Below are 24,844 nucleotides of genomic sequence, written 5' to 3'. Positions count from 1 at the left end.
GTGGTTGACGCAACGCGAGGGACGCACCAAGCTGCCGGCATTAACCAATCTTAAAACACCAATGGGGAGACTGTTATGACGAAACCGATCATGAGGGCGATTCTCGGCAGCGCCGCGCTGGGCGCCATCGCAAGCACCGCCACCGCGCAGGACTGCACCAACGAGACCTGGAAGAAGGTGATGGAACGCGGCACGCTGACCGTGGGCGTCAAGGCCGACTACAAGCCCTGGGGTTTTCGCGACAGCGACGGCAATGTCGTCGGAATGGAAGTGGACATGGCGCAGGACGTGGCCGACAAGATGGGCGTCGAGCTGGAACTGGTGCCGGTCGTGTCGTCAAACCGGATGCAGTTTCTTGAACAAGGCCAGATCGACCTGATGATCGCCACCATGACCGACCGCCCCGACCGGCGCGAGATCGTGGGCATCGTCGGCCCCAACTACTATACGTCGGGCACGAACGTGATGGCCCCCAAGGCGCTGGAATTCACCGAGTGGAGCGATCTTTCGGGCAAGCCCGTCTGCGGCATCCAGGGGGCGTTCTACAACAAGATCGTCGAGGACCGTTACGACATCGAAGTGGTGGCGTTCTCGGGCACGGCCGAAGCCAAGCAGGCGCTGCGCGACAAGAAATGCGTGGCGTTCGTCTATGACGACAGCTCGATCGGGTCCGACATCGCCTCGGGCAACTGGGACGATTTCGAGATGCCGCTGGCGTCCGAAGACGACGCGCCCTGGGGCCTTGCCGTGCCCAAGGCAGAAGAGGATTGCATCTTCGGCAACTTCATGTCGGGTGTGCAGTACAACTGGCACCGCGACGGCACGCTGATCGAGCTGGAGGAGAAGTGGGGCATCAAGCCGACGCAATACCTTCAGACCATGTCCGAGAAGATGGCCGACCACCTGGCCGAAGAGTAAGCCTGCATGATCGACATCGCGGGTTATTTCCAGGACCTCGCGGCCGAATACCCGCGCTGGAATTTCATTTGGCTCTACGACGAACGACAAACAGGCCGGATCCTTTCCGGCCTGTACTATACCGTATGGCTGTCGATGGCCTGCGTGATCTTCTCGGTCATCATCGGGGTCGTGGGCGTGTGGCTGCTGGGGGTGAAGAACCGTTTTGCCAGGGCCTGCGTGCAGGGGTACATCCAGTTCTTCCGCAACACGCCGCCGATGGTGCAGCTGCTGTTCTTCTATTTCGCGCTGGGCCAGTTCACGCCGTCCTACAGCCCCGATGGCTGGCTCGAGGTGCCGATCATCTCGAACGTGGGCTGGGCGATCATCTCGCTGTCGTTCTTCGCGGGCGCCTTCAATGTCGAGATATTCCGCGCGGGGCTGGAGGCGGTGCCGGACAGTACTGTCGAAGCCTCGGAATCGCTGGGCTTCACGCGCACGCAGTCGTTTTCCTACGTTGTCTTCCCGCTCAGCCTGCGCATCTGCCTGCCGGCGCTGAACAACAACCTGGTGAACCTGGTCAAGACGACCACGCAGGCCTATGCCATCGCGGTGCCGGAACTGCTGTATGAAAGCGTTTCGATCTGGTCGGATTACCCGTCGGCGCAATATCCGACGATGCTGCTTCTGTTCGTGGCCTATATCGGGCTGGTGGGCATCCTGGTGATGGGGATGAACCGCTGGGAACGCCGCCTGAAGATCCCCGGATACGGAAGCACCTGACATGGCCGTGACCTTCGACAAGACCGACCTGCCGGTGCTCAAGCCCTTCCAAATGGAAGGCGCGCCCTACGATGCGTTCTATCACACCCGCTGGCTGGCGGGCATCCGGCTGCGCTGGGTGGCCGTGCTGATGCTGCTCTGGCCCACCGCGGCGCTGGCGCAGTCGGGAATGGCGATGGCCGATGCCTTCGCGGCGCTCTGGCGCTGGATGCCGTTTCTCGTCACCCAGGGGTTCCTGTTCAACATCGTGATCTCCTTGTTCTCGATGCTGATTGGCACGACGCTGGGCGTGATGCTGGGCCTGGGGCAGATATCCCGGGTCGGCGTGGTGCGGAAACTGGCGTGGTTCGTCACCCAGCTTTTCCGCAATTCCCCCTGGCTGGTCCTGCTCTTCATCGTGTTGCTGGCGCTGCCCTACGAGCTGAACCTCTTTGGTCAGACGGTCCGTATTCCGGCCTGGATGAAAGCGGTCTTCGGACTGTCCCTGCCGGTGATGGCCAACATCTCGGAAATCGTCCGGGGGGCGGTGTTGTCCGTGCCGTCGGGTCAGTGGGAAGCTGCGGATTCGCTGGGCTTCACCCGGCGGCAGATCCTCTACGAGATCATCCTGCCGCAGTGCTTCAAGCGGATGATCCCGCCCTGGATGAACTGGTACGCCATCCTGACCATGGCAACGCCGCTCTGTTCGCTGCTGGGGGTCGAGGAGATTATCACCCTCAGCCGCCAGGCGATGAGTGCCGAGGACAACCAGCCGGAACTGCTGGTGCCGTTCTACGGCTTCGCCCTGGTGCTGTTCTTCGCCTATTGCTACCCGATCGCACGTTTGACCATCTGGCTGGAACGGCGCGTGTCGGTGAAATTCTAAGGAGCTTTCCAATGACCGAACATCAACTGGGAGAGCCGATTGTCGTCATGACGGACGTCCACAAGTCCTTCGGCGATCTGGAGGTGATCAAGGGCGTGTCGCTGACCGTTCACCGCGGCGAGGTGATCTGCATCATCGGTCCGTCCGGATCGGGCAAGTCGACGCTGATCCGCTGCATCAATGCGCTGAACCCGATCGACTCGGGCTCGATCACCGTGGGCGGGATCGAGGTGAACGATGCCAGGCTCGACACGCTGGCGCTGCGCCGCGAGGTCGGGATCGTGTTTCAGCAGTACAACCTCTTTCCCCACAAGACGGCGCTGGAAAACATCATGATGGCGCCGCTCAAGGTGCTGCGCGAGGACCGGGAGACGGTGCGCGAACGCGCCCGTGGCCTGTTGCGGAAGGTCCGGCTCGAGGGCAAGGAAGACGCCTATCCCGGCGAATTGTCCGGCGGTCAGCAGCAACGTGTCGCAATCGCCCGGGCGCTCGCCATGCGCCCCGAGGTGATGCTGTTCGACGAGGTGACCGCCGCGCTCGACCCGGAAACGGTGAAGGAGGTTCTGGTCACGATCAAGGAACTGGCCGCCGACGGGATGACTTGCATCCTGGTGACGCATGAAATGGGGTTCGCCCGCGAGGTGGCCGACCAGGTCTATTTCACGGACCGGGGCGTCATCGTCGAGCATGGACCGCCATCGTCCTTTTTCGACCAGGCCAGCGATCCTCGGACGAAAGAGTTTCTCAGCCAGATCCTCTGAGCCGGGCAGGGGGGTGCGGCCATGTCGGCAGGACCTGTCTCGATGGCGTCAAACCAGCGGCGCACGCGCGCGCGGCCCGTTCACCTGCCGGGGCACGAGAGACCCGGACGCGTGACGGCGCTCAGGACAGGCAGGACGTCACGGTGTCGACCACGTCGCCGGCATCCTTGGCGATGACGACGCCCGCGTCGCGCAGAAGCGAGATCTTTTCGTCCGCCGAGAGGTTCCCGAAGACCGAAAGCGTGCCCGCGTGCCCCATACGGCGCCCGACAGGCGCGTGGCGTCCGACCACCAGCCCCACCACGGGTTTGCCGTAATCGACCGAAGACAGGTATTCGGCGGCCAGTTCTTCCTCGCGTCCGCCCATCTCGCCGATCAGGACGACTGCCCTGGTGTCGTCATCCTCGCGGAACCGTTCCAGGCAGCCGACGAAGCCGATCCCGTGCAGCACGTCGCCGCCGACGCCGACCGTGGTCGACTGCCCCAGGTTCGCGGCGCTGCAATTGGCCAGAACCTCGGAGGTCAGCGAGGCCGAGCGCGAGGCGATGCCGATCTGGCCGGGCTTGGCGTCGACGGTCGGCATCACGCCGATCTTGCACTGGCCGGGTGTCAGGATGCCCTGGCTGTTGGGGCCGATCAGGACCGCGTCGGACCCTTTGAGCGCGTCTTTCACCCGGCGCATATCATGCTGCGGCACGCGTTCGGTGATGCAGACGACGACGCCGATCTCGGCCTCTATCGCCTCGATCATCGCTTCCGCCGCCTTGGGGGCCGGCACGGTGACGAGGCTGGCATTGGCCTGCGTTTCCTTGACCGCCTCGGCGCAGGTATGAAAGACGGGCAGCCCCAGGTGAGAGGTGCCGCCGCGGCCCGGACGCACGCCGGCGACACAGTTCGTGCCATAGCGCATCGCCTGATCAGTATAGAAGGTCCCGGCGCGGCCCGTCATGCCCTGCACCAGAAGGCGCGTGTTTTCGTCGACGAGAATGGCCATCAGCGTGCCCCCTTGGATGCGATTTCGACCGCGCGGTTGACGGCCTCGGACATGGTGCTGCAAATCTCGACCGGGACCTTGCGGTCGACCAGGATGCGCTGGCCCCATTCCGCGTTCTGTCCCGCCAGCCGCGCGATCACGGGCTTGCTGCCCTTGTTGCGCGAATAGGCGAAGTTGACGCCTTCGGCGACAGTGTCGCAGACGGTCATGCCGCCGCCGTGCACGTTCAGCAGGATGGCGGTGACCGATGGTTCCTGAAGCAACAGTTCCACGCCGCGGGCGATGTCCATGCTGGTGGCCGTGGTGCGGATATCCATAAAGTTGGCAGGCTTGCCGCCCGCGTCGATGATCATGTCGTTGGTGGCCAGGCCCAGCCCCGCGCCGTTGACCACGACGCCCAGGTTGCCGGTCAACTTGACGAAGTTGATATTGCTCTTCTGCGCGGTGGTCTCCACCGCGGGCAGACCCTCGCCCGACACCATCGAGTCCCATTCCGGGTGCCGGAAGGCGGCGCTGGCGTCCAGCGCGACCTTGGCGTCGATCGCCATCCATGCGCCGTCGGGCGTGCGCACGAACGGGTTGATCTCCAGCAGGGCCATGTCGTTCTCGATGAAGGCCTCGCAGGCCGACAGCAATTGCTCGACCGCCTTCTCGTCCGTCATCCCGATGCCCGAAAGGAACTCCGTCAGCCCGGCACGATCGGCGTCGGGCGTGCCGGTCAGGCTGTGCTTGGCGACCTCGCTGGCGTTCATCTGCGCCTTCTGCTCGAACTCAACCCCGCCATCGGGGGAGGCGACGAGCAGCGGCGCGCCTGTGTCGGGATCTAGCGCGAAGGCGATGTAATACTGGGCGTCATGCTTGACGTCGGCCTCGACATAGACGGCATGGACCGTCTCGCCGGTGGCGCCGGTCTGGTGCGTGACCAGTTGCTTTCCCAAAAGCTTGGCCGCCTCGTCCCGGACGGCAGAGGCGGTGGCAGCGAACTTGATGCCGCCCGCCAGCCCGCGGGCACCGGACGTGATCTGCGCCTTTACGACGAACTTGCGCGTGGGGATGTTGGCGCAGGCGGCCTCGGCCTCGTCGGCGGTGCGGGCCATCTTGCCGGGCGGCACGGACATGCCGTACTGGGCCAGCAACTCCTTGGACTGGTACTCTGCAAGCAGCATGCGCGGCCTCCCCTCTGCGATGGCTTCTTGGTGTTTGGTATACCAAGAACAAAAGCCATGTCAATGAGGTGATTATGCGGTGTGTTCGCCCATGGCGCCAGCCCCCTTGGGGAGATACAAATGTATCAATCCGATCCGCGTGGCGAACCTCCCTCGTTGGGGTTGACCGTAGGGCGGGATTTCATCCCGCCGCTGCGGAAGAACGGGTGGGGTGGACCCCCACCCTACAGGTCATTTTCCGATCGCCTTCAACACCGCCTCGCCCAGTCCCGCGGGGGATTCGGCGACGGTGATGCCGGCGGATTTCATGGCTTCGATCTTGTCGTCGGCGCCGCCCTTGCCGCCGGCGACGATGGCGCCGGCGTGGCCCATGCGGCGGCCCGGAGGGGCGGTGCGTCCGGCGATGAAGCCGGCGCAGGGCTTGGAGCGGCCTTTCTTGGCCTCGTCTTTCAGGAACTGTGCGGCGTCTTCCTCGGCCGAGCCGCCGATCTCGCCGATCATGATGATCGATTCCGTCTCGTCATCGGCAAGGAACCATTCCAGCACGTCGATATGCTCGGTCCCCTTGATCGGGTCGCCGCCGATGCCGACGCAGGTGGACTGGCCGAGGCCCACATCCGACGTCTGCTTCACGGCCTCGTATGTGAGCGTGCCGGAGCGGCTGACCACGCCGACCGAGCCGCGCTTGTGGATGTGGCCGGGCATGATGCCGATCTTGCACGCATCCGGCGTGATGATGCCGGGGCAGTTGGGGCCGATGAGGACAGAGCTGCTGCCTTCGAGTGCGCGTTTGACGCGCATCATGTCCAGAACCGGGATGCCTTCGGTGATGCAGACGATGAGGGGGATCTCGGCGTCGATGGCCTCGAGGATCGAATCCGCGGCGAAGGGCGGCGGCACGTAGATGACGCTGGCATTGGCGCCGGTCTCAAACATGGCCTCGTGGACCGAGTTGAAGACCGGCAGGTCGAGATGCGTCTGGCCGCCCTTGCCGGGGGTGACGCCCCCGACCATCTGGGTGCCATAGGCGATGGCCTGTTCGGTGTGGAAGGTGCCTTGGGAGCCGGTCAGGCCCTGGCAGATGACTTTGGTGTTCTTGTCGACGAGGACGGCCATTGTGGCGTTCTCCTTAATTCAATCTTGGGAAAGGTGGGTTTAAAACCCACCCTACGAGGCTCAGCCCTTGACGGCTTTGACGATCTTCTGGGCGCCGTCCTTGAGGTCGTCGGCGGCGATCACGTCGAGGCCGGAGGTGTTGATGATCTCCTTGCCTTTCTCCACGTTCGTGCCTTCGAGCCGGACCACCAGCGGGACCTGAAGCCCGACCTCCTTGACGGCGGCGACCACGCCCTCGGCGATCACGTCGCAGCGCATGATGCCGCCGAAGATGTTCACCAGGATGCCCTTCACCTGCGGGTCGGAGGTGATGATCTTGAACGCCTCGGTCACCTTGTCCTTGGTGGCGCCCCCGCCCACGTCGAGGAAGTTGGCGGGCTCGGCGCCGTAGAGCTTGATGATGTCCATCGTCGCCATCGCCAGCCCCGCGCCGTTGACCATGCAGCCGATCTCGCCATCCAGCGCGATGTAGTTGAGGTCGTACTTCGACGCTTCCAGCTCCTTGGGGTCTTCTTCCGTGGTGTCGCGCAGCTCGGCGATGTCGGAATGGCGATAGACCGCGTTGGAGTCGAAGCCCATCTTGGCGTCGAGGCACTTCAGCTCGTTGCTCTCGGTGAGAATGAGCGGGTTGATCTCGAGCATCTCCATGTCCTTTTCCAGGAACATGTTGTAAAGCGTGCCCATCAGCTTGACGCATTGCTTCACCGCCGCGCCCTCGAGTTCCAGCATGAAGGCGATGCGGCGGCCATGGAACGGCTGGTAGCCGGTGGCGGGATCGACGCTCAGGCTGAGGATCTTCTCGGGCGTTGTCTCGGCCACTTCCTCGATGTCCATGCCGCCCTCGGTGGAGGCGACGAAGCTGACGCGGGACGTCACCCGGTCCACCAGGAGCGCCAGGTAGAATTCCTTGGCGATGGCCGCGCCTTCCTCGATATAGATCCGGCCCACCTGCTTGCCGGCGTCGCCGGTCTGCTTGGTCACCAGCGTGCGGCCCAGCATCTTCTTGGCTTCCTCGGCGGCCTCGGACACCGACTTGGTGATCCGCACGCCGCCCTTGTCGCCGGCGCCTTCCTCCTTGAAGCTGCCCTTGCCGCGGCCGCCGGCATGGATCTGCGCCTTGACCACCCAGACGGGACCGTCAAGCTCGCCCGCCGCCGTCTTCGCCTCCTCCGCGCGCAACACGACACGCCCGTCCGATACAGGCGCCCCGTAAGAGCGCAGCAAGGCCTTCGCCTGGTATTCATGGATGTTCATAGTCTCAAAGCTCCTCCCGATGCTTTTGTCTACTTGATGAGATGCAACAAGTTCTTGAATTCTGGCGTCCCGGCGCGGCCGAGCCACTCGAACACCACCATTTCCGTGGTCACGATGCCGGCGCCACAGGCGCTCAGGCGGGCGATGCAGGCCGCCTCGCTTTCCAGCGTACGCGAGGCGGTGGCGTCGGACACGACGAAAACCTCGTAGCCGTCCTCGATCAGGCTGGCGGCGGTCTGGACCACGCAGATATGCGCCTCCATCCCCGCGATAACCGCCTGCTTGCGATCCAGGCTGCGGAAATGCGCGGCGAATCCCTCGTCTTCCATGCAGGAGAAATGCATTTTCGGCAGCACTGTGGCGTCCGGCGTCTGCAGCTCTGGCACGGTCTTGCCAAGGCCCTTGGGATATTGTTCGGTCATCACGATGGGAATGTTCATCTCGCGCGCCCCGGCGCACAGCGTCCTTGTGTTGCGAATCGTCCGGGCCGGAGCCTGCATCGCGGGGACGAGGCGCTCTTGCATGTCGATGACGATGAGGGCTGATTCGTCGGCGCGGATAAGCAAAAACAGGTCCTTTCTGGCTCGGTGCTGCCACCGTGTGGAATACCAGATACCAGCAATATCTCCTTATCGCAACCTGCGAGGTTTCGGTATTCGCTAACTTGTACTGATGGATCGGGCAGATTTTTTTCGAAATCCAAAAACACAATAAAATCAAAATTATATCGAAAAAAATCAGCTAAAAATCGGCCTGATTTCGCTGAATTTTCATGCAAAACGGAAAAACCGTTTGTCGAGATAGGTATGCTGTGTATGGTATACCAACGACGCAAATGACGCCGCGCAACTTGAGATCGGAGAGGGCGCATGAAGCTGAAACCTGTGCCTTCGAACTTCACGCTGAAGGACCACGTCTACGAAATGCTTCGGACTGCGATCACCGAGATGAACATCTACGATGCCGCGACCGATCTGCGCCTTGACGAGCGCAACCTGGCTGAGCAGCTGGGCGTGTCCCGGACACCCCTGCGCGAGGCCGTGGCCCGTCTGGAGCGTGACGGCCTGGTCGAGGTTCAGCCGCGCAAGGGTGTCTTCGTGCAGCGCAAGAGCCTGGACGACATCCTGGACATGATCGTTGCCTGGGCCGCGCTGGAAAGCATGGCCGCGCGGCTGGCCTGCGAACACGCGACGGACCGCGAAATCGCCAGCCTGCGCACCATCGCGGCCAAGTACAACGACGAGCTCGCCGACACGCGCATCTCGGAATATTCCGACGACAACATCCGCTTTCACCAGCGCATCCTCGAGATTTCGCGCTGCACGATGCTGCGGAAGATGGCCGATGGCCTCTTTCTGCACATGAACGCGGTGCGCGTCCGGGCGATGGGCGAGGGCAACCGCGTGCGGCGGTCGGTCGTCGATCACGCAGAAATCATCGAGGCGATCGAGGCACGGGATGCCGATCTGTCCGAACGTCTCGTCCGAGAGCACACCATGCGGTTGCACACCCACGTCAGTCGCACATGGAGCAATTTCGAACTGGCTGTCGGCGCGGGAGGCGCCAAGGCCAGCTAACAGGGAATGAGCAATAGGATAGGGGCCGGAACGGGGCCCCGAACAGGGAGGAAGACCATGGGCATGACCCAGATGACCGATGACCTCGTCGCGCGGGCCGACACGGCTCCGGAAACGTTGACCGACGGGTTTCATCTTCTTATCGACGCGCTGAAGCTGAACGGCGTCGAGACGATCTACAACGTGCCGGGGATCCCGATCACCGACCTCGGACGCTACGCGCAGGCACAGGGTATGCGCGTGCTGTCCTTCCGCCACGAACAACACGCAGGCTATGCGGCCGCTGCCGCCGGTTTCCTGACCAAGAAACCCGGCGTCTGCATGACAGTATCGGCGCCCGGCTTCCTGAACGGCCTGACCGCGCTTGCCCACGCCACCACAAATTGCTGGCCGATGATCCTGATCTCGGGGTCGTCCGAGCGTGAGATCGTCGACCTGCAGCGGGGCGACTACGAAGAGATGGACCAGCTGGCCATCGCGCGACCCCATGCCAAGGCTGCCTATCGTATCCTGCACGCCGAGGATATCGGCCTCGGTGTCGCCCGGGCCGTCCGCGCCGCCCTGACGGGCCGTCCCGGCGGTGTCTATCTGGACGTGCCCGGTGCCCTTCTCGGGCAGGTGATGGACGAGGTCGAGGGCAGCAAGTCCTTGATCAAGGTCGTGGATCCGTCCCCCGCCAGTGTTCCCAGCCCCGCGGCGGTGGATCGCGCGCTGGACGTCATGAAAAACGCCAAAAAGCCGCTGATCATCATCGGCAAGGGCGCGGCCTATGCACAGGCGGACGAGCAGGTGAAGGAACTGGTGGAAACGCTCGGTTTCCCCTACCTGCCGATGTCCATGGCCAAGGGCCTGTTGCCCGACACGCATCCGCAATGCGCCTCGGCGGCCCGCTCTCTTGTGTTGAAGGAAAGCGACTGCGTCTTCCTGATCGGCGCGCGCCTGAACTGGCTGCTCAGCCACGGACAGGGCAAGGCCTGGGGCGAGAAGGGCGCGAAGCAATTCGTCCAGATCGACATCGAACCCAGCGAGATGGACAGCAACCAGCCCATCGCGGCCCCCCTGATCGGTGATATCGGCAGCTGTGCCGGCGCGCTGCTGGAAAAGATCCGCGGCAACTGGGAAAAACCGTCCAAGGACTGGACCGGGGCCGTGCGCTCCAAGGTCGAGGCCAATATCGAACGGATGGCCCCTCGGCTGAAGAACAACAACTCGCCGATGGACTACCAAGGCTCTCTGGGCGTCATCAAGGATTTGATAGCCGAGAACCCGGATACGGTTCTGGTCAACGAAGGCGCCAACGCGCTGGACCAGTGCCGCTCGATCGTCGACATCCACAAGCCCCGCAAGCGTCTGGACGTGGGCACCTGGGGCATCATGGGAATCGGCATGGGCTCAGCCATCGCCGCCGCAGTGGAAACCGGCAACCAGGTCCTCGCGGTCGAAGGCGACAGCGCGTTCGGTTTCTGCGGAATGGAGATCGAGACGGTCTGCCGCTACAACCTGCCCGTCTGCATCGTGATCATGAACAACAACGGCATCTATCGCGGTGACGGCGAAAACTGGTCCGGCGGCGAAGATCCCTCGACCACGGTGTTCGTCAAGGACAGCAAGTACGAATTGATGATGCAGGCCTTCGGTGGGGTCGGCGTGACCGCCAACAACCCCGACGAACTGCGCCAGGCGATCAAGGAGGCGTTTGCAAGCCGCAAGCCCACCCTGATCAACGCCATCATCGCCGAGGATGCCGGCAAGGAAAGCGGCAACATCGGCAACCTGAACCCGTCTTCGGTGGTGGCGCAGAACCGTTACCCCCAAGCCAAGAACATCTGAGCGGGAGAGAACTCATGAAAGCATTGGACGGCATCAAGATCCTGGACTTCACGCATGTTCAGTCGGGTCCGACCTGCACGCAGCTTCTGGCGTGGTTCGGGGCGGACGTGCTGAAGGTGGAGCGGCCCGGCGTGGGCGACGCCACGCGGCAGCAGCTGGTGGATGTGCCGGGGGCGGACAGCCTCTATTTCACCATGCTCAACCACAACAAGCGTTCGATCGAGCTCAATTCAAAGAACGAGACCGGCAAGCAGGTGCTGACCCGGTTGATCGAAGAATGCGACGTGCTGGTCGAGAACTTCGCGCCCGGCGCGCTCGACCGGATGGGGTTCAGCTGGGAGCGGATCCAGGAGATCAACCCCCGCATCATCATGGCCTCGGTCAAGGGGTTCGGGCCCGGCAAGTACCAGGATTGCAAGGTCTATGAGAACGTGGCGCAATGCGCCGGCGGCTCGGCCTCGACCACCGGGTTCCGCGACGGCCCGCCGCTGGTGACGGGCGCGCAGATCGGTGACTCGGGCACCGGCCTGCATCTCTGCCTCGGCATCATGACCGCGCTTTTCCAGCGCGAGCGCACGGGCCGCGGCCAGAAGGTTCTGGCGCCGATGCAGGACGGGGTGCTGAACCTCTGCCGCGTCAAGCTGCGCGACCAGCAGCGGCTGGAGGCGGGCCCGCTGAAGGAATACAGCCAGTACGGCGAGGGCATCGAGTTCGGCGAGGCGACGCCGCGCGCGGGCAACGACTCGGGCGGCGGCCAGCCGGGGCGGATCCTGAAGTGCAAGGGCTGGGAGGACGACCCCAACGCTTACACCTACTTCATCACCCAGGCCGCGGTGTGGGAGCAGATCTGCGACGTGATCGGCAAGCCGGAGTGGAAGACGGCCGAGGGCTATGCCACGCCGCCCGAGCGTCTGGACAAGCTGAACGAGATCTTCGGGGCGATCGAGGAGTGGACCATGACCAAGACGAAGTTCGAGGTGATGGACATCTGCAACCCGCTGAACATCCCCGTCGGCCCGATCCTGTCGACCAAGGAGCTGATCGAGGACGAGGGGCTGCGGGCGACGGGCACGATCGTCGATGTGGAGCATCCCAAGCGCGGCAAATACGCGTCGGTGGGCTGCCCGATCAAGCTGAGCGACAGCCCGGTGGAGGTGACCCGCTCGCCGCTTCTGGGCGAGCACACGGTGGAGATCCTGCGCGACGTGCTGGGCTACGACGGCGAGGACCTGCAGGCGGTGCTCGACAGCGGCGCCGTGGGCGACCCGCAGAAAACCGCGGCGGAGTAGTAAAGGAAAGACCGGCGGAGTGCGGCGCATGTCCGCACCTGCCGGACCCAAGGGAGGAAGAAAATGCGATTGATCGTCATGGGGCAGCAAGCCTTCGGCAAGGATGCGCTGGCCAAGATCATCGAGACCGGAACCGACGAGGTCGTGGCCGTGTATTGCGAGCCCGACCGGGATGGCAAGCCGGTGGACCCGATCAAGGAGTTCGCGCTGGAAAAGGGTCTGCCCGTCGAGCAGCCCGCGAATTTCGACGATGCAGCGACACTTGAAACACTGGCGAAGTTCGATGCCGACCTCATGGTCATGGCCTTCGTCAACGTCTTCGTGCCCGAGGCGGCGCGGGATACGCCCAAGCACGGCTCGATCTGTTTCCACCCGTCGCTTCTGCCGCTGCATCGCGGCCCCAGCGCGGTCAATTGGCCCATCATCATGGGCTCGGACAAGTCGGGCTTCAGCTGGTTCTACCCGTCCGACGGGCTGGACGAAGGCGACAGCCTGATGCAGTGGGAATGCGAGATCGGCCCCGACGACACGGTGATCGACCTCTATTTCAAGAAGATCTACCCGGCGGCAGTGGACAGCGTGCTGGAGGTCTGCGACCTTTTCCGCGCCGGCAATCCGCCGCATATCGTGCCGGACGAGGACGAGGCCACCTACGAGCGGCGCTGCACCGCGCGGCACTCGGAAATCTGCTGGCACCGTCCGGTGGGGCAGGTCTATGACCTCATCCGCGGCACGAACCCCGCGCCCGGCGCCTGGACCACCTACAAGGGGGCCAAGCTGGGGATTTTCGACAGTACCCGCGCCTCCGGCGACGGCATTTCCGGCCGCGTCCGCGCCATCACCGACGACGGCATCGAGGTGCAGTGCGTCGGCGGCCGTATCCTGGTCAAACGAGTACGCCCCGAGGGCGGGGACAAGACACCCGCCGCCCAGTGGGCCTCCGAGGTCGGCCTTGAGGTCGGCGAAGAATTTCCAAGCTGAAACGCGACAAAGGGAACCTACAATGAGCCACAAATCAGACATCGAGATTGCGCGTGCGGCGTCGAAGAAGCCGATCCAGGAGATTGGCGACAAGCTTGGGATACCGTCCGAGCACCTGCTGCCCTACGGGCATGACAAGGCGAAGGTGAGCCAGGACTACATCAATTCGGTGAAGGGCAACGAGAACGGCAAGCTGATTCTCGTGACCGCGATCAACCCGACGCCGGCGGGCGAGGGCAAGACCACCACCACCGTTGGTCTGGGCGACGGTCTGAACCACATCGGCAAGAAGGCGATGATCTGCATCCGCGAGGCCTCGCTGGGCCCGAACTTCGGGATGAAGGGCGGCGCCGCGGGCGGCGGCTATGCCCAGGTGGTGCCGATGGAGGACATGAACCTGCATTTCACCGGCGACTTCCACGCGATCACCTCGGCCCATGCGCTCTTGAGCGCGATGATCGACAACCACGTCTACTGGGGCAACGACGCCGAGATCGACACCCGCCGGATCGTCTGGCGCCGGGTGGTGGACATGAACGACCGCTCCTTGCGCCAGATCACGTCCAGCTTGGGCGGTGTGGCCAACGGCTTTGCCCGCGAGGACGGCTTCGACATCACCGTGGCCTCGGAAGTGATGGCGATCCTGTGCCTGGCGAGTGACCTGAAGGACCTCGAGGAGCGGCTGGGCGCGATGATCGTGGCCTATCGCCGCGACCGCAGCCCGGTTTTCTGCCGCGATATCAAGGCCGAAGGCGCGATGACCGTCCTTTTGAAGGACGCGATGCAGCCCAACCTGGTGCAGACGCTGGAGAACAACCCGGCCTTCGTGCATGGCGGGCCGTTCGCCAATATCGCGCATGGCTGCAACTCGGTCATCGCGACGACCACGGCGCTGAAGATCGCCGATTACGTGGTGACGGAAGCCGGGTTCGGCGCCGACCTGGGCGCCGAGAAGTTCATGAACATCAAGTGCCGCAAGGCCGGGATCGCGCCGTCGGCGGTGGTGATCGTGGCGACGGTGCGGGCGATGAAGATGAACGGCGGCGTGGCCAAGGCGGACCTTGGCGCCGAGAACGTGGACGCGGTGAAGGCGGGCTGCCCGAACCTCGGCCGGCATATCGAAAATGTTAAGTCTTTCGGTGTCCCGGTGGTGGTGGCGATCAACCACTTCGTGACCGACACCGATGCCGAAGTTCAGGCGGTGAAGGACTTCGTGGCGGAAAACGGCGCCGAGGCGGTGCTGTCGCGCCACTGGGAGCTGGGCTCTGAAGGCTCGGCGGACCTGGCGAAGAAGGTCGTGGAGACGATCGAGAAGGGCGAGGCGAATTTCAAGCCGATCTACCCGGACGAGATGAGCCTCTTCGAGAAGATCGAGACGATTGCCAAGAAGATCTACCGCGCCGACGAGGTGATCGCGGACAAGAAGATCCGCGACCAGCTGAAAAGCTGGGAAGAGCAGGGCTATGGCAACCTGCCGGTCTGCATGGCCAAGACGCAATACAGCTTCTCGACCGATCCCACGCAGCGCGGAGCGCCCACGGGCCACTCGGTGCCGGTGCGCGAAGTGCGCCTGTCGGCGGGCGCGGGCTTCGTCGTCGTCGTCTGCGGCGAGATCATGACCATGCCGGGCCTGCCCAGCCGCCCCGCTTCCGAATCCATCCGCCTGAACGACCAGGGCGAAATCGAAGGATTGTTCTAAGCCATGGCTTACGACTCCATCCACAGCATCATGCTTCCGGTGCGGGGCGACGGCAAAGGCGACAACGTCTTTGCCCACGCCGCCGCCCTGGCGCGGCGCTTCGGCGCCCGGGTCCGCGTGGTGCATTGTCATCCGAAAACCGAGGACATGATGCCTTACGGCGTCGTGATCCCGACCATGCTGCGCCGTCAGATCGAGGATGCGGCGCATGCAAATGCCGACGTGACCCGGGACCAGCTCTACGGTGAGTTCGAGAAGCAAGCCAGGAAACTCGGGCTCGAGATCGCCGATCACGAGTTGGACAAGCCCACGACCCGGTTCATCGAGTACGAAGGCAAGCAGGTCGATGCAGTGCAAAGATACGGTCGCCTGTGCGACCTTGTCTGCGTGGCCAAACCGGACCAGAAGATGAACCTCGGGGTCAACACTTTGAAATCGGCGCTGTTTTCTTCGGGCCGACCGGTGATGATGTGCCCCGACCAGGACGTTGCAGACGCCGGTTTCGCGGATCACGTCACCATCGGCTGGAACGGATCGCTCGAGGCGACACGCGCCGTGGCGATGGCGATGCCGATCATTTCCAACGCCAAGAAGGTCACGATCCTGCACACCGGCGACAGCCCCAAGGACGAGCATCCCGGGGCGGACCAGTTGCAGCGCTATCTCGAACTGCGCGGCGTCGCGGCCGACATCCGGCTTTTCAAGGCCGAGGGGCGCAACGTCGGCCGGCAGCTTTTGTCGGAAACCCGCGCCGCGGGCGCCGGGATGCTGATCATCGGCGCCTATCACGACAGTTACGAACGGGAATCCCTGTTCGGTGGCAACTCGCAAGTCGTTGTCGCCGAGGCGGATTTCCCGGTCATCATGGTTCATTGAGGAGAGAGGGGAGGCTCGACGAAGACAGAGCAGACGACCAGGAATGGGGCAAGCGCCAAACACGTCAAGAATGCACGCGCACCAGCCCTGACACACATGGAGACCATAGGGAGGATAACCATGAATACCTTTAAGCTACTTGTTGCAAGTGCGTCCGCACTGGCATTGACGGCACCGGCAGCGCTGGCGGAATGGCAGCCGAAAAAGCCGGTCGAGTTCATCATCATGGCCGGCACCGGCGGCGGGGCGGACCAGATCGCGCGGCTGCTGCAGGGCCTCATCCAGAAAAAGGACCTGAGCCCGCGCCCCTTCATCCCGATCAACAAGCCGGGTGGTTCGGGCGCCGAGGCGCTGCGCTACATGCAGGACAAGGCGGGTGACAATCACACCGTCATGATGACGCTGAACAGCTTCTACACCACGCCGATCATCCAGGAGGATCTCGGCATCGACGTGACCGAGTTCACGCCCATCGGCCTGATGGCCATGGACACGTTCCTGCTGTGGGTCAACACCGACCGCGAGGACATCACCGATCTCGACAGCTTCAACGCCGTCGTGTCCGAGGCCGGCAAGGACTGGAAGGTCGGCGGCACCGGATCGGGCCAGGAAGACAGCGTTCTGACCGCGATGATGGAAGCCGAGTTCGGCTATGACGTGACCTACATCCCGTTCCCGGGCGGTGGCACGGTGGCCAAGAACCTCGTGGGCAACCAGATCGACAGCACGGTGAACAACCCTGCCGAGCAGATGGAGTTCTGGCGCGCGGGCAACACCAAGCCGCTGGTCCAATTCTCGGCCGAACGCATGCCGGCCTTCCCGGACGTGCCGACAGCCAAGGAGCTGGGGGTAGAGATTGAGTACTACATGCAGCGCTCGGTCAACGGTCCGCCGGACATGGATCCCGAGGCGGTCGAATGGTACGTGAACCTTTTCCAGGAACTGTTCGACAGCGAGGAATGGCAGGCATTCTGCAAGTCCGACGGCCTGACCTGCGACTCGATGATGAAGGGCGAGGACCTCGCCACGTTCCACGAAAACCAGAAGGTCGCGCATGAAAAGCTGATCGAAAAGGTCGGCGCGGGTGCGATCACCGGCGAGTAAGCCAATCCTGAAAACGGCAGGGCCCGGACACATCGGGCCCTGCACCTGGATGCCTGACGATCCGGGCGCGGGCAGGTTGGTCCGGCAGGGACACGCCCCCTCGAAAGATCGCAAACGATTTATACGGAGCCAAAGAGAATGACGGTCCGGACAGCGGAACTCCTGATGGCGATCGTGACCCTGCTGGTGTCACTCGGCCTGATGTTAAACGTATACACAGACGACCTCAGTATCGGTTGGGTCAGGGGCAGGGGTCCCGGTGCCGGCATGTGGCCGTTCTGGTTGTCGGCGGGCATGGCACTGGCCTCCGTCGCCACCCTCGTGCGATGGGCGCAGAAAAAGACGCCCGAGTCGCGCAACACCGATCCCTACATATCCAGAGACACGATCTTTCTCGTGTCGATCTCGGCGGGGTCGGTTCTCGCGCTGCTGATCATGATGACGTTCATCGGCACCTACCTGGCGCTGGTCATCTTCATGCTGTTCTTCGTGCGCTTCATGGGGCGGCATTCGTGGCCGATGACCCTCGGCTTCGCAATCGGCACGCCGATTTTCGTCTACCTGCTCTTCGAGGTGGCGTTGACGAAGTACCTGCCGAAGGGGCTGCCGATCTTCGAGGACGCATTCCTCTGGGTCGATAACTTCCGCTACGAATGGTTCTACTGAGAGGTCTGACGAGAAATGGAAACGATACTTGTATCATTGACAGCAGGCCTTCTGGAGGCGTTCCAGCCCCTGAACCTGATGATGATTTTCGCGGGCTGCCTTGCGGGGCTGTTCGTGGGCTGTATGCCGGGTCTCGGCTCGGTCAACGGGGTTGCGATCCTGCTTCCCATCACCTTCCTGGTGCCGCCGACGACGGCGATCATCTTCCTTGCCGCGCTCTATTATGGGGCGATGTACGGGGGGGCGATCAGTTCGATCACCCTGGGTATTCCAGGGGCGTCAACGGCCGTGGCAACGGTGTTCGACGGGCGACCCATGGCCCAGGCCGGCAAGGCCGACCAGGCGCTCATGGCCGCGGCCATCGCGTCTTTCATCGGCGGCACGGTGTCGATCATCCTCTTCACGCTCTTCGCGCCGCCCCTGGCCGCCTTCGCGCTGAAGTTCGGACCGCAGGAGGAGTTCGCCCTGATGCTGTTGGCTTTCGCCACCTTCATCGGGCTGGGCGGGGACGACATACCCAAGACGATCTTCTCGATCCTTCTGGGCCTCGTGCTGGCCGCGGTCGGCTTCGACATCATCTCGGGCAGCCCGCGCCTGATCTTCTTCGACATGGTCGAATTCCAGCGCGGCATCGGCTTTCTGGTGCTGGCGATCGGCATCTATGGGATCGGCGAGATGCTCTGGACGCTGGAAACCACCAGCGGCAAGGTCCAGATGCACAACGTCAAGATCTCGATGTCGCGCATGAAGGAGAACTTCAAGCAGATCCGGCAGTACATCAACTCGACCTGGGTGGGCTCGTTCCTCGGCTTCTTCGTGGGCACGCTGCCCGCGGCGGGGGCCACCCCGGCGGCGCTGATGTCCTACGGTCTCAGCAAGACGTTCTCGAAGGATCCCGACAGCTTCGGCAAAGGCAACGTGGCCGGTGTGGCCGCGCCTGAATCGGCCAACAACGCGGCCTCGACCGGCTCGATGCTGCCGATGATCACGCTGGGCATTCCCGGCTCGCCCACCACCGCGATCCTGCTGGGCGGCATGATCATCTGGGGTCTGCGCCCCGGGCCGCTGCTGTTCACCGAAAGCCCGGATTTCGTCTGGGGCCTGATCGGCTCGATGTACGTGGCCAACGCGGTGACGGTGATCCTGAACATCGCGCTGATCCCGATCTTCATCCGGGTGCTGGCGATGCCGTTCACCCTGCTGACGCCGATCATCTTCACGCTCTGCGTGCTGGGGGTCTTCGCCACGACGGACCGGATGTTCGACACCTGGATCATGCTGATCATCGGCGTGGTGGGCTACCTGATGCGCAAGCTGAACTACCCGGTGGCGCCGGCGGTTCTGGCCATCGTGCTTGGGCCCCTGGCAGAACGCTCGCTGCGCCAGTCGCTGATCTCGGCTCAGGGCGACGCGACCACGTTCATCACGCGCCCGATCTCGCTGGTCTGCATCTGCCTGGCGCTGGCGCTGGTCCTGTTCCCGGTGGTGCAGCGCATCCTGCGCAAGCGCAAGAAGGCGGCGGAAAGCCGGGCCTGATACGGGCCTGATACGGGCCACGAATCTTTCCGCGACGCCCAACGCCTGCCCCCTGATCTCCCGGGGGGCAGGCTTTTTCGTGGCTTCAGCTTTCGTAGCGGGTCGAGCCGCGCCGGTTGGCGTCGATCGGCAGGTTGATGAACAACGGCTGGTGCGCGCGCTGCGAACAGGCCTGCCGCGGGCAAAGCTGACAGTTGATGCCGATCGGCTGATAGAGCGTCGGGTCGTCGATCTTGAAGCTGGCGGCATAGCGGATGCGATGCGCGTGACGGGCCTCGCAGCCCAGGGTCAGCGTCAGGCGGCGGTCCTGGGTTTCGGCACTGAAGACGGGGCGATGCACTGTCCGGCTGATCGAAAAGAACTGCTGCCCGTCCGGCATCTCGACGAATTGCGGAAAGATCACACCGGGCACCGAGAAAGCGGCATGCACGTTCCACACCGGGCAGGCCCCGCCATACTCGGCCAGGTCGAACGAGGTGGCGTTGAACCGCTTGGTCACGTTGCCCGCCCGGTCCAGCCGCAGCAGGAAGAACGGAATGCCCTGCGCCTTGTCGCGCTGCATCGTCGTCAGGCGGTGGCAGGCCTGCTCGAAGGTCACGCCGAACGCGAGCGCGATGCGGTCGATGTCATAGCCCGTTTCCTCGGCGGTGTTCAGAAACGGCTCGTAGGGCATCAGGAAAGCGGCGGCGAAATAATTGCCAAGCTCGACCTCCAGCCGGGGCTGAACCCGTTCGGGATCGGTCTGCGCGTTGCGCGCCATCTTGGCGATCATCCGCCCCTCGGTCAGAAAGGCCAGGACATGCGCCATCTGGAAGGCGCGGTTCTCGGTATTGAGCGCCTGTGACAGCAACAGCGTGCGGCTGGTGTCATCGTAGATACGCAGCGACTCGCCCATTTCCTCCAGTGGCCGCACCTCCACCGACACCCCGTGGTGTTTCTGCAGGCCCGCGCGCAGATCGACAAACAGCGATTCCGGCGCGACGGGGATCGCCCGGCGCGCATTCTCCGCGGCTACCTCCAGCACGGCGAAGTAATTGCTGTTCTTGCGGAAAATATCGTGAATCGCGTTCTCGGGCGAGGCGTGAAGCATCTCTTCGTCCCGCCCATCCATGCCGCCGCGCATGATGATGCGAAGGGCGGCGCGATGCGCCCGGTGCAATTGCAGGAAATTATCGACGAAAGCCGGCGCCCGGTCGATGGCGCTGCGCAGCTCCTGGATGTCGGGGGCCGCGCCTTCCAGCGTGGTGTCGCCGAATGCGTTGCGCAGATCGGCCAGCACATGGGCGCTGTTGTCCTTCGTCAATTCCTTTACGTCCACGTCGAACGTCTCGGAAATCGCCAGAAGCATCTTGACCGACAGGCTTCTCTGGTTGTTTTCCAACAGGTTCACGTAAGCGGGGCTGATCCCCAGACGTTCGGCCACGTCCGCCTGCGTCAGGTCGCGCGCGATGCGCAGCTGGCGCAGCTTCGGGCCGATAAAGGTCTTCGCCATGGCAGGAACTTTACACGATTACAGATACAGCAGATGTAATCATTATCAATAACACATTTACACGAATTTTGTAGAAGAATCTGCTCACGCAATTATCTTGCGTGATGAAATGACAAGGAGATTTCTTCATGGCTCGCAAGGTTCTGATTCTGGGGGCATCCTACGGCTCGCTCTTGGGCACCAAGTTGTTGATGGCCGGCCAGGACGTGACGCTGGTCTGTCGCCAGGCGACGGCGGACATCATCAACGAACAGGGCACCGAAGTCCGCATCAAGCTGCGTGACGAGGATGAACACCGCGCCTTCAAGTCGGGTGACCTTCCGGGCACGCTCGATGCCAAGGCGCCGGGCGACGTGATCCCCGAGGACTATGACCTCGTGGCCCTCGCCATGTCCGAGCCGCAATACGGCAACGCCGAGATCACCAAGCTGATGAAGCGGATCGCGGCGTCCGGGCGGCCCTGCCTCTCGATCATGAACATGCCGCCGCTGCCTTACCTCAAGCGGATCGAGGGCCTGGACGCCGAGGCGCTGCGCCCGGCCTTCAACAGCATCGAGCCGTGGGAGGATTTCAAGCCCGGCCTGGTGTCGCTGTGCAGCCCCGATCCGCAGGCGTTCCGCCCGCCCGAGGAAGGCCCGAACGTCCTGCATGTGGGCCTGCCCACCAACTTCAAGGCCGCACCGTTCGAGGATCCGGCCCACACCGCCATGGTGCGGGAACTGGAAGAGGCGATCGAGGCCGTGCGCGTCGACGGCAAGGACGTGCCGGTCAAGCTGCGCCTCTTCGATTCCCTGTTCGTGCCCTTCGCCAAGTGGGCCATGCTGCTGACCGGCAACTACCGCTGCGTCCAGCGCGACGGCGTTCGCCCCATCAAGGAAGCGGTGCATGGCGACCTGCTGGAATCGCAGTCGATCTACAGCAAGATCTGCGACCTAGTCATGCAACTCGGCGCGGACGAGGACGACCAGGTGCCGTTCGAGAAATATGCCAGTGCCGCGAATGGCCTGCTGAAGCCGTCCTCGGCCGCCAGGGCCATCGACAGTGGTGCGGACTCGATCGAACGGGTCGACATGCTGGTGAAACTGATCGCCGACCAGAAGGGCAAGCCCATGGCCGAAGCGGACGAAACCGTGTCGATCATCGACGCCCGCCTGGAAGAGAACCGCAAGAAAGCCGCGGCCTGAACGCCTGACCACGCTTTGACGATTTCGGCCCGGTCGGCGCCACGCGCCGGCCGGGTCTTTTCATGCGCTCGCACGCCTCGCCGTCCCCGCCGACGCCGCCGCCCCGGCCCGGCGAACGCCGGCGGTCTCCTGCCCCTTGGACCTATTGTTTCCGCCAGTCGCGCCAATTGAGGTTGCGTTCGGCGTGCCGCATCCCCCATCCTGCGGGGCACGCGGGCACCGGCGCAGTCCGGCCGGGTCCCGGGTGCAACAGCAAGAGGAGTGCAGACTTGGCCTTCGCCCTGTCGAACATACTGGCGGCCCGGAAGACCATCGCCGGCATCGCCGACGCCACGCCTTTCGTGCCGTCGCCTTTCATGACCGAAAAGACCGGCACCGAATTCCTGATGAAGCTCGAAAACATGCAGCCCATCGGCGCGTTCAAGCTGCGCGGCGCGGTGAACGCGGTGATGAACCTGCCCGAAGACGTCGCCGGCGTGACCTGCTGTTCGACCGGCAACCACGGGCGCGGCGTGGCCTATGCCGCCGCGCATCGCGGTCTGCGGGCGGTGATCTGCATGTCGAGCCTGGTGCCACAGGCCAAGGTCGACGGCATCCGCGCGCTGGGGGCCGAGGTGCAGATCTGCGGCAAGAGCCAGGACGACGCGCTGGCCGAAAGTCTGCGACTGGTCGACAGCGACGGCCTGGTCGAGATTTCGCCTTTCGACGACCCGCACGTGATCGCGGGGCAGGGGACAATCGGGCTGGAAATGCTCCAGGCCCGCCCGGACCTGGGCACCATCCTCGTGCCGCTTTCGGGCGGCGGCCTGGCCGCCGGGGTCGCGGTTGCGGCCAAGGCGATCAACCCGCAGATCAGGGTGATCGGCATCAGCATGGACCGCGGCGCGGCCATGCACGCCTCGGTCGCCGCCGGTCACCCGGTCGAGGTCGAGGAGGTCGCCAGCCTCGCCGACAGCCTTGGCGGCGGGATCGGCATGGACAACAAGCTGTCCTTCGCGCTCTGCCGCGATCACCTGGACGACATCGTGCTTGTCACCGAGGAAGAGATCTACCACGCCATGCAAGTGCTGTTCTACGAGGACCGCATCGTGGCCGAAGGCGCCTGCGTCGTCGGCATTGCGGCGCTCCTGTCGGGCAAGCTGTCAGCGCTGCCGGGGCCCATCGGCACGATCATCACGGGCCGCAACCTCGATATGGGTATGTTCCACCGGATCATGGCGGGCGAGGATATCCGGCTTGGCGACACCATGGTGAAAGGACGCGCCTATGGCACATGAGATCCAGATCGTGACAGAGGCGGAACTGCGCGCCGCCATTCAATTGGACGTGGAGATTGTGGATGTCGTCGAACGCGCCTTCGCTGCCCTTGCCGGTGGCGAGGTGGTGATGCCGCCGATCCTGTCCATGGACCTGCCGCAGGCCAATGCCGAGGTCGACGTGAAAACCGCCTATATCCCCGGCTTCGACGGGTTCGCCATCAAGGTCAGCCCGGGCTTTTTCGACAATCCCAAGCTGGGGCTGTCCAGCCTGAACGGCCTGATGATCCTCTTTTCGGCCAAGACCGGGCTGGTCGAGGCGGTCTATCTGGACAACGGCTATCTCACCGATATCCGCACCGCCGCAGCGGGGGCCGTGGCCGCGCGGCACCTCGCGCCGGACACCATCGAGACGGCGGGGGTCATCGGCACCGGCGTGCAGGCACGGCTGCAAATTCAGGCCGCGCATCTGGTGCGACCGTTCAAGCGCATCCTGGTCCACGGACGCGACCCGGCCAAGGCTGCCGCCTGTGCCCAGGACCTCGCGCAGACCCTTGGCATCGCGGCCGAAGCGGTCGCCGATCCCGCCGCGCTCGTGGCCGACAGCCAGCTTGTCGTCACCACCACGCCCGCCCGCACGCCCGTACTGATGGCCGACTGGCTGCACCCCGGCCTGCACATCACCGCCATGGGTTCCGACCAGGAGGGCAAGAACGAGATCGACCCGGCGGCGCTGGCCGCGGCGGACCTTTACGTCTGCGACCGGGTCAGCCAGTGCCAGACCAGCGGCGAACTGGAGGCCGCCCGTGCCACGGGCGTATTGGCCGACGTCACCCCGCCCGAACTGGGCGAGATCATTGCCGGCACCGCCACGGGCCGCAGAACCCCCGAAGACGTCACGATCTGCGACCTTACCGGCACCGGCGCGCAGGACACCGCCATCGCCAGCCATGTCCGCGCCGCCTTGCCGGATACCGGCACGCGCATCGAGACCTGACCATGACCCGCCTCGACGCGCGTGACATCGAAATCCTGAAGGTCCTGGCCGAGGATGGGCGGATCACCAAGTCAAAGCTGGCCGAGCGCGTCGGCCTGTCCGCATCGCCCTGCTGGGAGCGGCTGAAACGGCTCGAGAAGGAGGGGCTGATCGAGGGCTACCGCGCCGAGATCGCGCTGCGGAAACTTGGGCCGCACGTGACCGTGTTCGTGGCCGTCGAACTGACCGATCATACCGCCGCGACATTCCGCATTTTCGAGGATGCCGTGCAGCAATATCCCCAGATCGTCGCGTGCTGGGGCATTGGCGGGGGCTATGATTACCTGATGCAGATCGTCACCCCCGACATCAATGCCTACCAGCGGCTTGTCGACCAGATGCTTAACGATCGGATCGGGATGGCGCGGTATTTCAGCTATGTCGTGACCAAGCCGGTCAAGGGCCCGAGCGCCCCGCCATTGGATGTGATTCTGGGTCGGCAGTAGATTTTTCTGCGCTCTCCTGGGCTTGCAGAAAAATCA

Annotated in this window: 23 protein-coding genes; 17 read left to right on the top strand and 6 right to left on the bottom strand. The window is 63.8% G+C overall.

Annotated elements, in window-relative coordinates; translation table 11 throughout:
- Positions 1-75 precede the first annotated feature (75 nt).
- The 4 genes from FIU85_RS07435 to FIU85_RS07420 are packed head-to-tail and all read left to right on the top strand — an operon-like array spanning position 76 to position 3,306.
- Entirely contained in the window at positions 76-918 is an 843-nt protein-coding gene (locus FIU85_RS07435; protein ID WP_152496424.1) for a transporter substrate-binding domain-containing protein, read from the top strand.
- 6 nt (positions 919-924) lie between these two features.
- Entirely contained in the window at positions 925-1,680 is a 756-nt protein-coding gene (locus FIU85_RS07430) for an amino acid ABC transporter permease (RefSeq protein WP_152496423.1), read from the top strand.
- A 1-nt stretch (position 1,681) separates the two neighbouring features.
- A complete protein-coding gene (locus FIU85_RS07425) occupies positions 1,682-2,545 on the top strand; it encodes an amino acid ABC transporter permease (RefSeq protein ID WP_152496422.1) in 864 nt (287 codons plus the stop codon).
- Between the two features lie 11 nt (positions 2,546-2,556).
- The gene (locus FIU85_RS07420; protein WP_152491343.1) at positions 2,557-3,306 is read left to right on the top strand and encodes an amino acid ABC transporter ATP-binding protein; all 750 of its coding nucleotides are present in this window, start codon (positions 2,557-2,559) and stop codon (positions 3,304-3,306) included.
- 121 nt (positions 3,307-3,427) lie between these two features.
- On the opposite strand, the gene FIU85_RS07415 is transcribed toward FIU85_RS07420, so the two are convergent.
- The 5 genes from FIU85_RS07415 to FIU85_RS07395 form a co-directional block, all read right to left on the bottom strand.
- Positions 3,428-4,300 (bottom strand): succinate--CoA ligase subunit alpha, encoded by an 873-nt coding sequence (locus FIU85_RS07415; RefSeq protein ID WP_152496421.1) that lies wholly within the window; start codon positions 4,298-4,300, stop codon positions 3,428-3,430.
- Positions 4,300-5,466 (bottom strand): succinate--CoA ligase subunit beta, encoded by a 1,167-nt coding sequence (locus tag FIU85_RS07410; protein ID WP_152496420.1) that lies wholly within the window; start codon positions 5,464-5,466, stop codon positions 4,300-4,302. The genes FIU85_RS07415 and FIU85_RS07410 overlap by 1 nt, the downstream gene beginning before the upstream one ends.
- Positions 5,467-5,697: 231 nt before the next feature.
- On the bottom strand, positions 5,698-6,582 hold the full coding sequence (gene sucD, locus FIU85_RS07405; protein ID WP_152496419.1) for a succinate--CoA ligase subunit alpha: 885 nt from the start codon (positions 6,580-6,582) through the stop codon (positions 5,698-5,700).
- Between the two features lie 60 nt (positions 6,583-6,642).
- Entirely contained in the window at positions 6,643-7,836 is a 1,194-nt protein-coding gene (sucC, locus tag FIU85_RS07400) for an ADP-forming succinate--CoA ligase subunit beta (RefSeq protein WP_152496418.1), read from the bottom strand.
- 29 nt (positions 7,837-7,865) lie between these two features.
- Complete coding sequence (locus tag FIU85_RS07395; RefSeq protein WP_152491348.1) at positions 7,866-8,402, bottom strand: hydrolase; 537 nt, start codon at positions 8,400-8,402, stop codon at positions 7,866-7,868.
- Positions 8,403-8,705: 303 nt separating this feature from the next.
- Between FIU85_RS07395 and FIU85_RS07390 the strand changes: the two genes are divergently transcribed.
- The 9 genes from FIU85_RS07390 (at position 8,706) to FIU85_RS07350 (ending at position 19,394) form a co-directional block, all read left to right on the top strand.
- Positions 8,706-9,413 carry a GntR family transcriptional regulator gene (locus FIU85_RS07390; protein ID WP_152491349.1) on the top strand — a complete coding sequence of 236 codons (708 nt, stop codon included), beginning with the start codon at positions 8,706-8,708 and terminating at the stop codon, positions 9,411-9,413.
- Between the two features lie 57 nt (positions 9,414-9,470).
- The gene (gene oxc, locus FIU85_RS07385; RefSeq protein WP_216647049.1) at positions 9,471-11,243 is read left to right on the top strand and encodes an oxalyl-CoA decarboxylase; all 1,773 of its coding nucleotides are present in this window, start codon (positions 9,471-9,473) and stop codon (positions 11,241-11,243) included.
- Between the two features lie 14 nt (positions 11,244-11,257).
- Positions 11,258-12,532 (top strand): formyl-CoA transferase, encoded by a 1,275-nt coding sequence (gene frc, locus FIU85_RS07380; RefSeq protein WP_152491350.1) that lies wholly within the window; start codon positions 11,258-11,260, stop codon positions 12,530-12,532.
- A gap of 63 nt (positions 12,533-12,595) precedes the next feature.
- Entirely contained in the window at positions 12,596-13,513 is a 918-nt protein-coding gene (locus FIU85_RS07375) for a methionyl-tRNA formyltransferase (protein WP_254703022.1), read from the top strand.
- 22 nt (positions 13,514-13,535) lie between these two features.
- A complete protein-coding gene (locus FIU85_RS07370) occupies positions 13,536-15,212 on the top strand; it encodes a formate--tetrahydrofolate ligase (RefSeq protein ID WP_152496346.1) in 1,677 nt (558 codons plus the stop codon).
- A 3-nt stretch (positions 15,213-15,215) separates the two neighbouring features.
- Complete coding sequence (locus FIU85_RS07365) at positions 15,216-16,088, top strand: universal stress protein (RefSeq protein WP_152491352.1); 873 nt, start codon at positions 15,216-15,218, stop codon at positions 16,086-16,088.
- A gap of 120 nt (positions 16,089-16,208) precedes the next feature.
- Positions 16,209-17,192, top strand: coding sequence for a tripartite tricarboxylate transporter substrate binding protein (locus tag FIU85_RS07360; protein ID WP_152491353.1), 984 nt, complete (start codon positions 16,209-16,211; stop codon positions 17,190-17,192).
- 138 nt (positions 17,193-17,330) lie between these two features.
- The gene (locus FIU85_RS07355) at positions 17,331-17,858 is read left to right on the top strand and encodes a tripartite tricarboxylate transporter TctB family protein (protein ID WP_152491354.1); all 528 of its coding nucleotides are present in this window, start codon (positions 17,331-17,333) and stop codon (positions 17,856-17,858) included.
- A 78-nt stretch (positions 17,859-17,936) separates the two neighbouring features.
- The gene (locus FIU85_RS07350; protein ID WP_254703049.1) at positions 17,937-19,394 is read left to right on the top strand and encodes a tripartite tricarboxylate transporter permease; all 1,458 of its coding nucleotides are present in this window, start codon (positions 17,937-17,939) and stop codon (positions 19,392-19,394) included.
- 85 nt (positions 19,395-19,479) lie between these two features.
- Here FIU85_RS07350 and FIU85_RS07345 read toward each other — a convergent pair whose 3' ends face one another.
- Entirely contained in the window at positions 19,480-20,886 is a 1,407-nt protein-coding gene (locus tag FIU85_RS07345) for a short-chain fatty acyl-CoA regulator family protein (RefSeq protein ID WP_152496416.1), read from the bottom strand.
- Between the two features lie 128 nt (positions 20,887-21,014).
- Between FIU85_RS07345 and FIU85_RS07340 the strand changes: the two genes are divergently transcribed.
- From FIU85_RS07340 to FIU85_RS07325, 4 genes are all read left to right on the top strand, one after another.
- A complete protein-coding gene (locus FIU85_RS07340; protein WP_152491357.1) occupies positions 21,015-22,070 on the top strand; it encodes a ketopantoate reductase family protein in 1,056 nt (351 codons plus the stop codon).
- 269 nt (positions 22,071-22,339) lie between these two features.
- Positions 22,340-23,347, top strand: coding sequence for a hydroxyectoine utilization dehydratase EutB (gene eutB, locus FIU85_RS07335; protein WP_254703021.1), 1,008 nt, complete (start codon positions 22,340-22,342; stop codon positions 23,345-23,347).
- Entirely contained in the window at positions 23,337-24,323 is a 987-nt protein-coding gene (locus tag FIU85_RS07330; protein ID WP_152496414.1) for a cyclodeaminase, read from the top strand. Before eutB ends, FIU85_RS07330 begins: the two co-directional genes overlap by 11 nt.
- A 2-nt stretch (positions 24,324-24,325) precedes the next feature.
- A complete protein-coding gene (locus tag FIU85_RS07325; protein ID WP_152491360.1) occupies positions 24,326-24,808 on the top strand; it encodes an Lrp/AsnC family transcriptional regulator in 483 nt (160 codons plus the stop codon).
- Positions 24,809-24,844 lie beyond the last annotated feature (36 nt).

The sequence above is a fragment of the Roseovarius sp. THAF8 genome (assembly GCF_009363735.1).
Lineage (GTDB): Bacteria > Pseudomonadota > Alphaproteobacteria > Rhodobacterales > Rhodobacteraceae > Roseovarius.
Note: the sequence above shows the minus strand (reverse complement) of the source record. Positions and strands in the feature narration are given on the sequence as shown.

Bases quoted from the DNA above. Each gene is read 5' to 3' on its own strand.
- FIU85_RS07355 (WP_152491354.1), top strand. From the start codon at position 17,331: ATGACGGTCCGGACAGCGGAACTCCTGATGGCGATCGTGACCCTGCTG.
- FIU85_RS07435 (WP_152496424.1), top strand. From the start codon at position 76: ATGACGAAACCGATCATGAGGGCGATTCTCGGCAGCGCCGCGCTGGGC.
- FIU85_RS07365 (WP_152491352.1), top strand. From the start codon at position 15,216: ATGGCTTACGACTCCATCCACAGCATCATGCTTCCGGTGCGGGGCGAC.
- FIU85_RS07415 (WP_152496421.1), bottom strand. From the start codon at position 4,300: ATGGCCATTCTCGTCGACGAAAACACGCGCCTTCTGGTGCAGGGCATG.
- FIU85_RS07360 (WP_152491353.1), top strand. From the start codon at position 16,209: ATGAATACCTTTAAGCTACTTGTTGCAAGTGCGTCCGCACTGGCATTG.
- sucC (WP_152496418.1), bottom strand. From the start codon at position 7,836: ATGAACATCCATGAATACCAGGCGAAGGCCTTGCTGCGCTCTTACGGG.
- FIU85_RS07370 (WP_152496346.1), top strand. From the start codon at position 13,536: ATGAGCCACAAATCAGACATCGAGATTGCGCGTGCGGCGTCGAAGAAG.
- FIU85_RS07330 (WP_152496414.1), top strand. From the start codon at position 23,337: ATGGCACATGAGATCCAGATCGTGACAGAGGCGGAACTGCGCGCCGCC.
- FIU85_RS07345 (WP_152496416.1), bottom strand. From the start codon at position 20,886: ATGGCGAAGACCTTTATCGGCCCGAAGCTGCGCCAGCTGCGCATCGCG.
- FIU85_RS07350 (WP_254703049.1), top strand. From the start codon at position 17,937: ATGATGATTTTCGCGGGCTGCCTTGCGGGGCTGTTCGTGGGCTGTATG.
- FIU85_RS07425 (WP_152496422.1), top strand. From the start codon at position 1,682: ATGGCCGTGACCTTCGACAAGACCGACCTGCCGGTGCTCAAGCCCTTC.
- FIU85_RS07325 (WP_152491360.1), top strand. From the start codon at position 24,326: ATGACCCGCCTCGACGCGCGTGACATCGAAATCCTGAAGGTCCTGGCC.
- FIU85_RS07340 (WP_152491357.1), top strand. From the start codon at position 21,015: ATGGCTCGCAAGGTTCTGATTCTGGGGGCATCCTACGGCTCGCTCTTG.
- FIU85_RS07430 (WP_152496423.1), top strand. From the start codon at position 925: ATGATCGACATCGCGGGTTATTTCCAGGACCTCGCGGCCGAATACCCG.
- FIU85_RS07410 (WP_152496420.1), bottom strand. From the start codon at position 5,466: ATGCTGCTTGCAGAGTACCAGTCCAAGGAGTTGCTGGCCCAGTACGGC.
- FIU85_RS07390 (WP_152491349.1), top strand. From the start codon at position 8,706: ATGAAGCTGAAACCTGTGCCTTCGAACTTCACGCTGAAGGACCACGTC.
- FIU85_RS07375 (WP_254703022.1), top strand. From the start codon at position 12,596: ATGCGATTGATCGTCATGGGGCAGCAAGCCTTCGGCAAGGATGCGCTG.
- FIU85_RS07420 (WP_152491343.1), top strand. From the start codon at position 2,557: ATGACCGAACATCAACTGGGAGAGCCGATTGTCGTCATGACGGACGTC.
- oxc (WP_216647049.1), top strand. From the start codon at position 9,471: ATGGGCATGACCCAGATGACCGATGACCTCGTCGCGCGGGCCGACACG.
- frc (WP_152491350.1), top strand. From the start codon at position 11,258: ATGAAAGCATTGGACGGCATCAAGATCCTGGACTTCACGCATGTTCAG.
- sucD (WP_152496419.1), bottom strand. From the start codon at position 6,582: ATGGCCGTCCTCGTCGACAAGAACACCAAAGTCATCTGCCAGGGCCTG.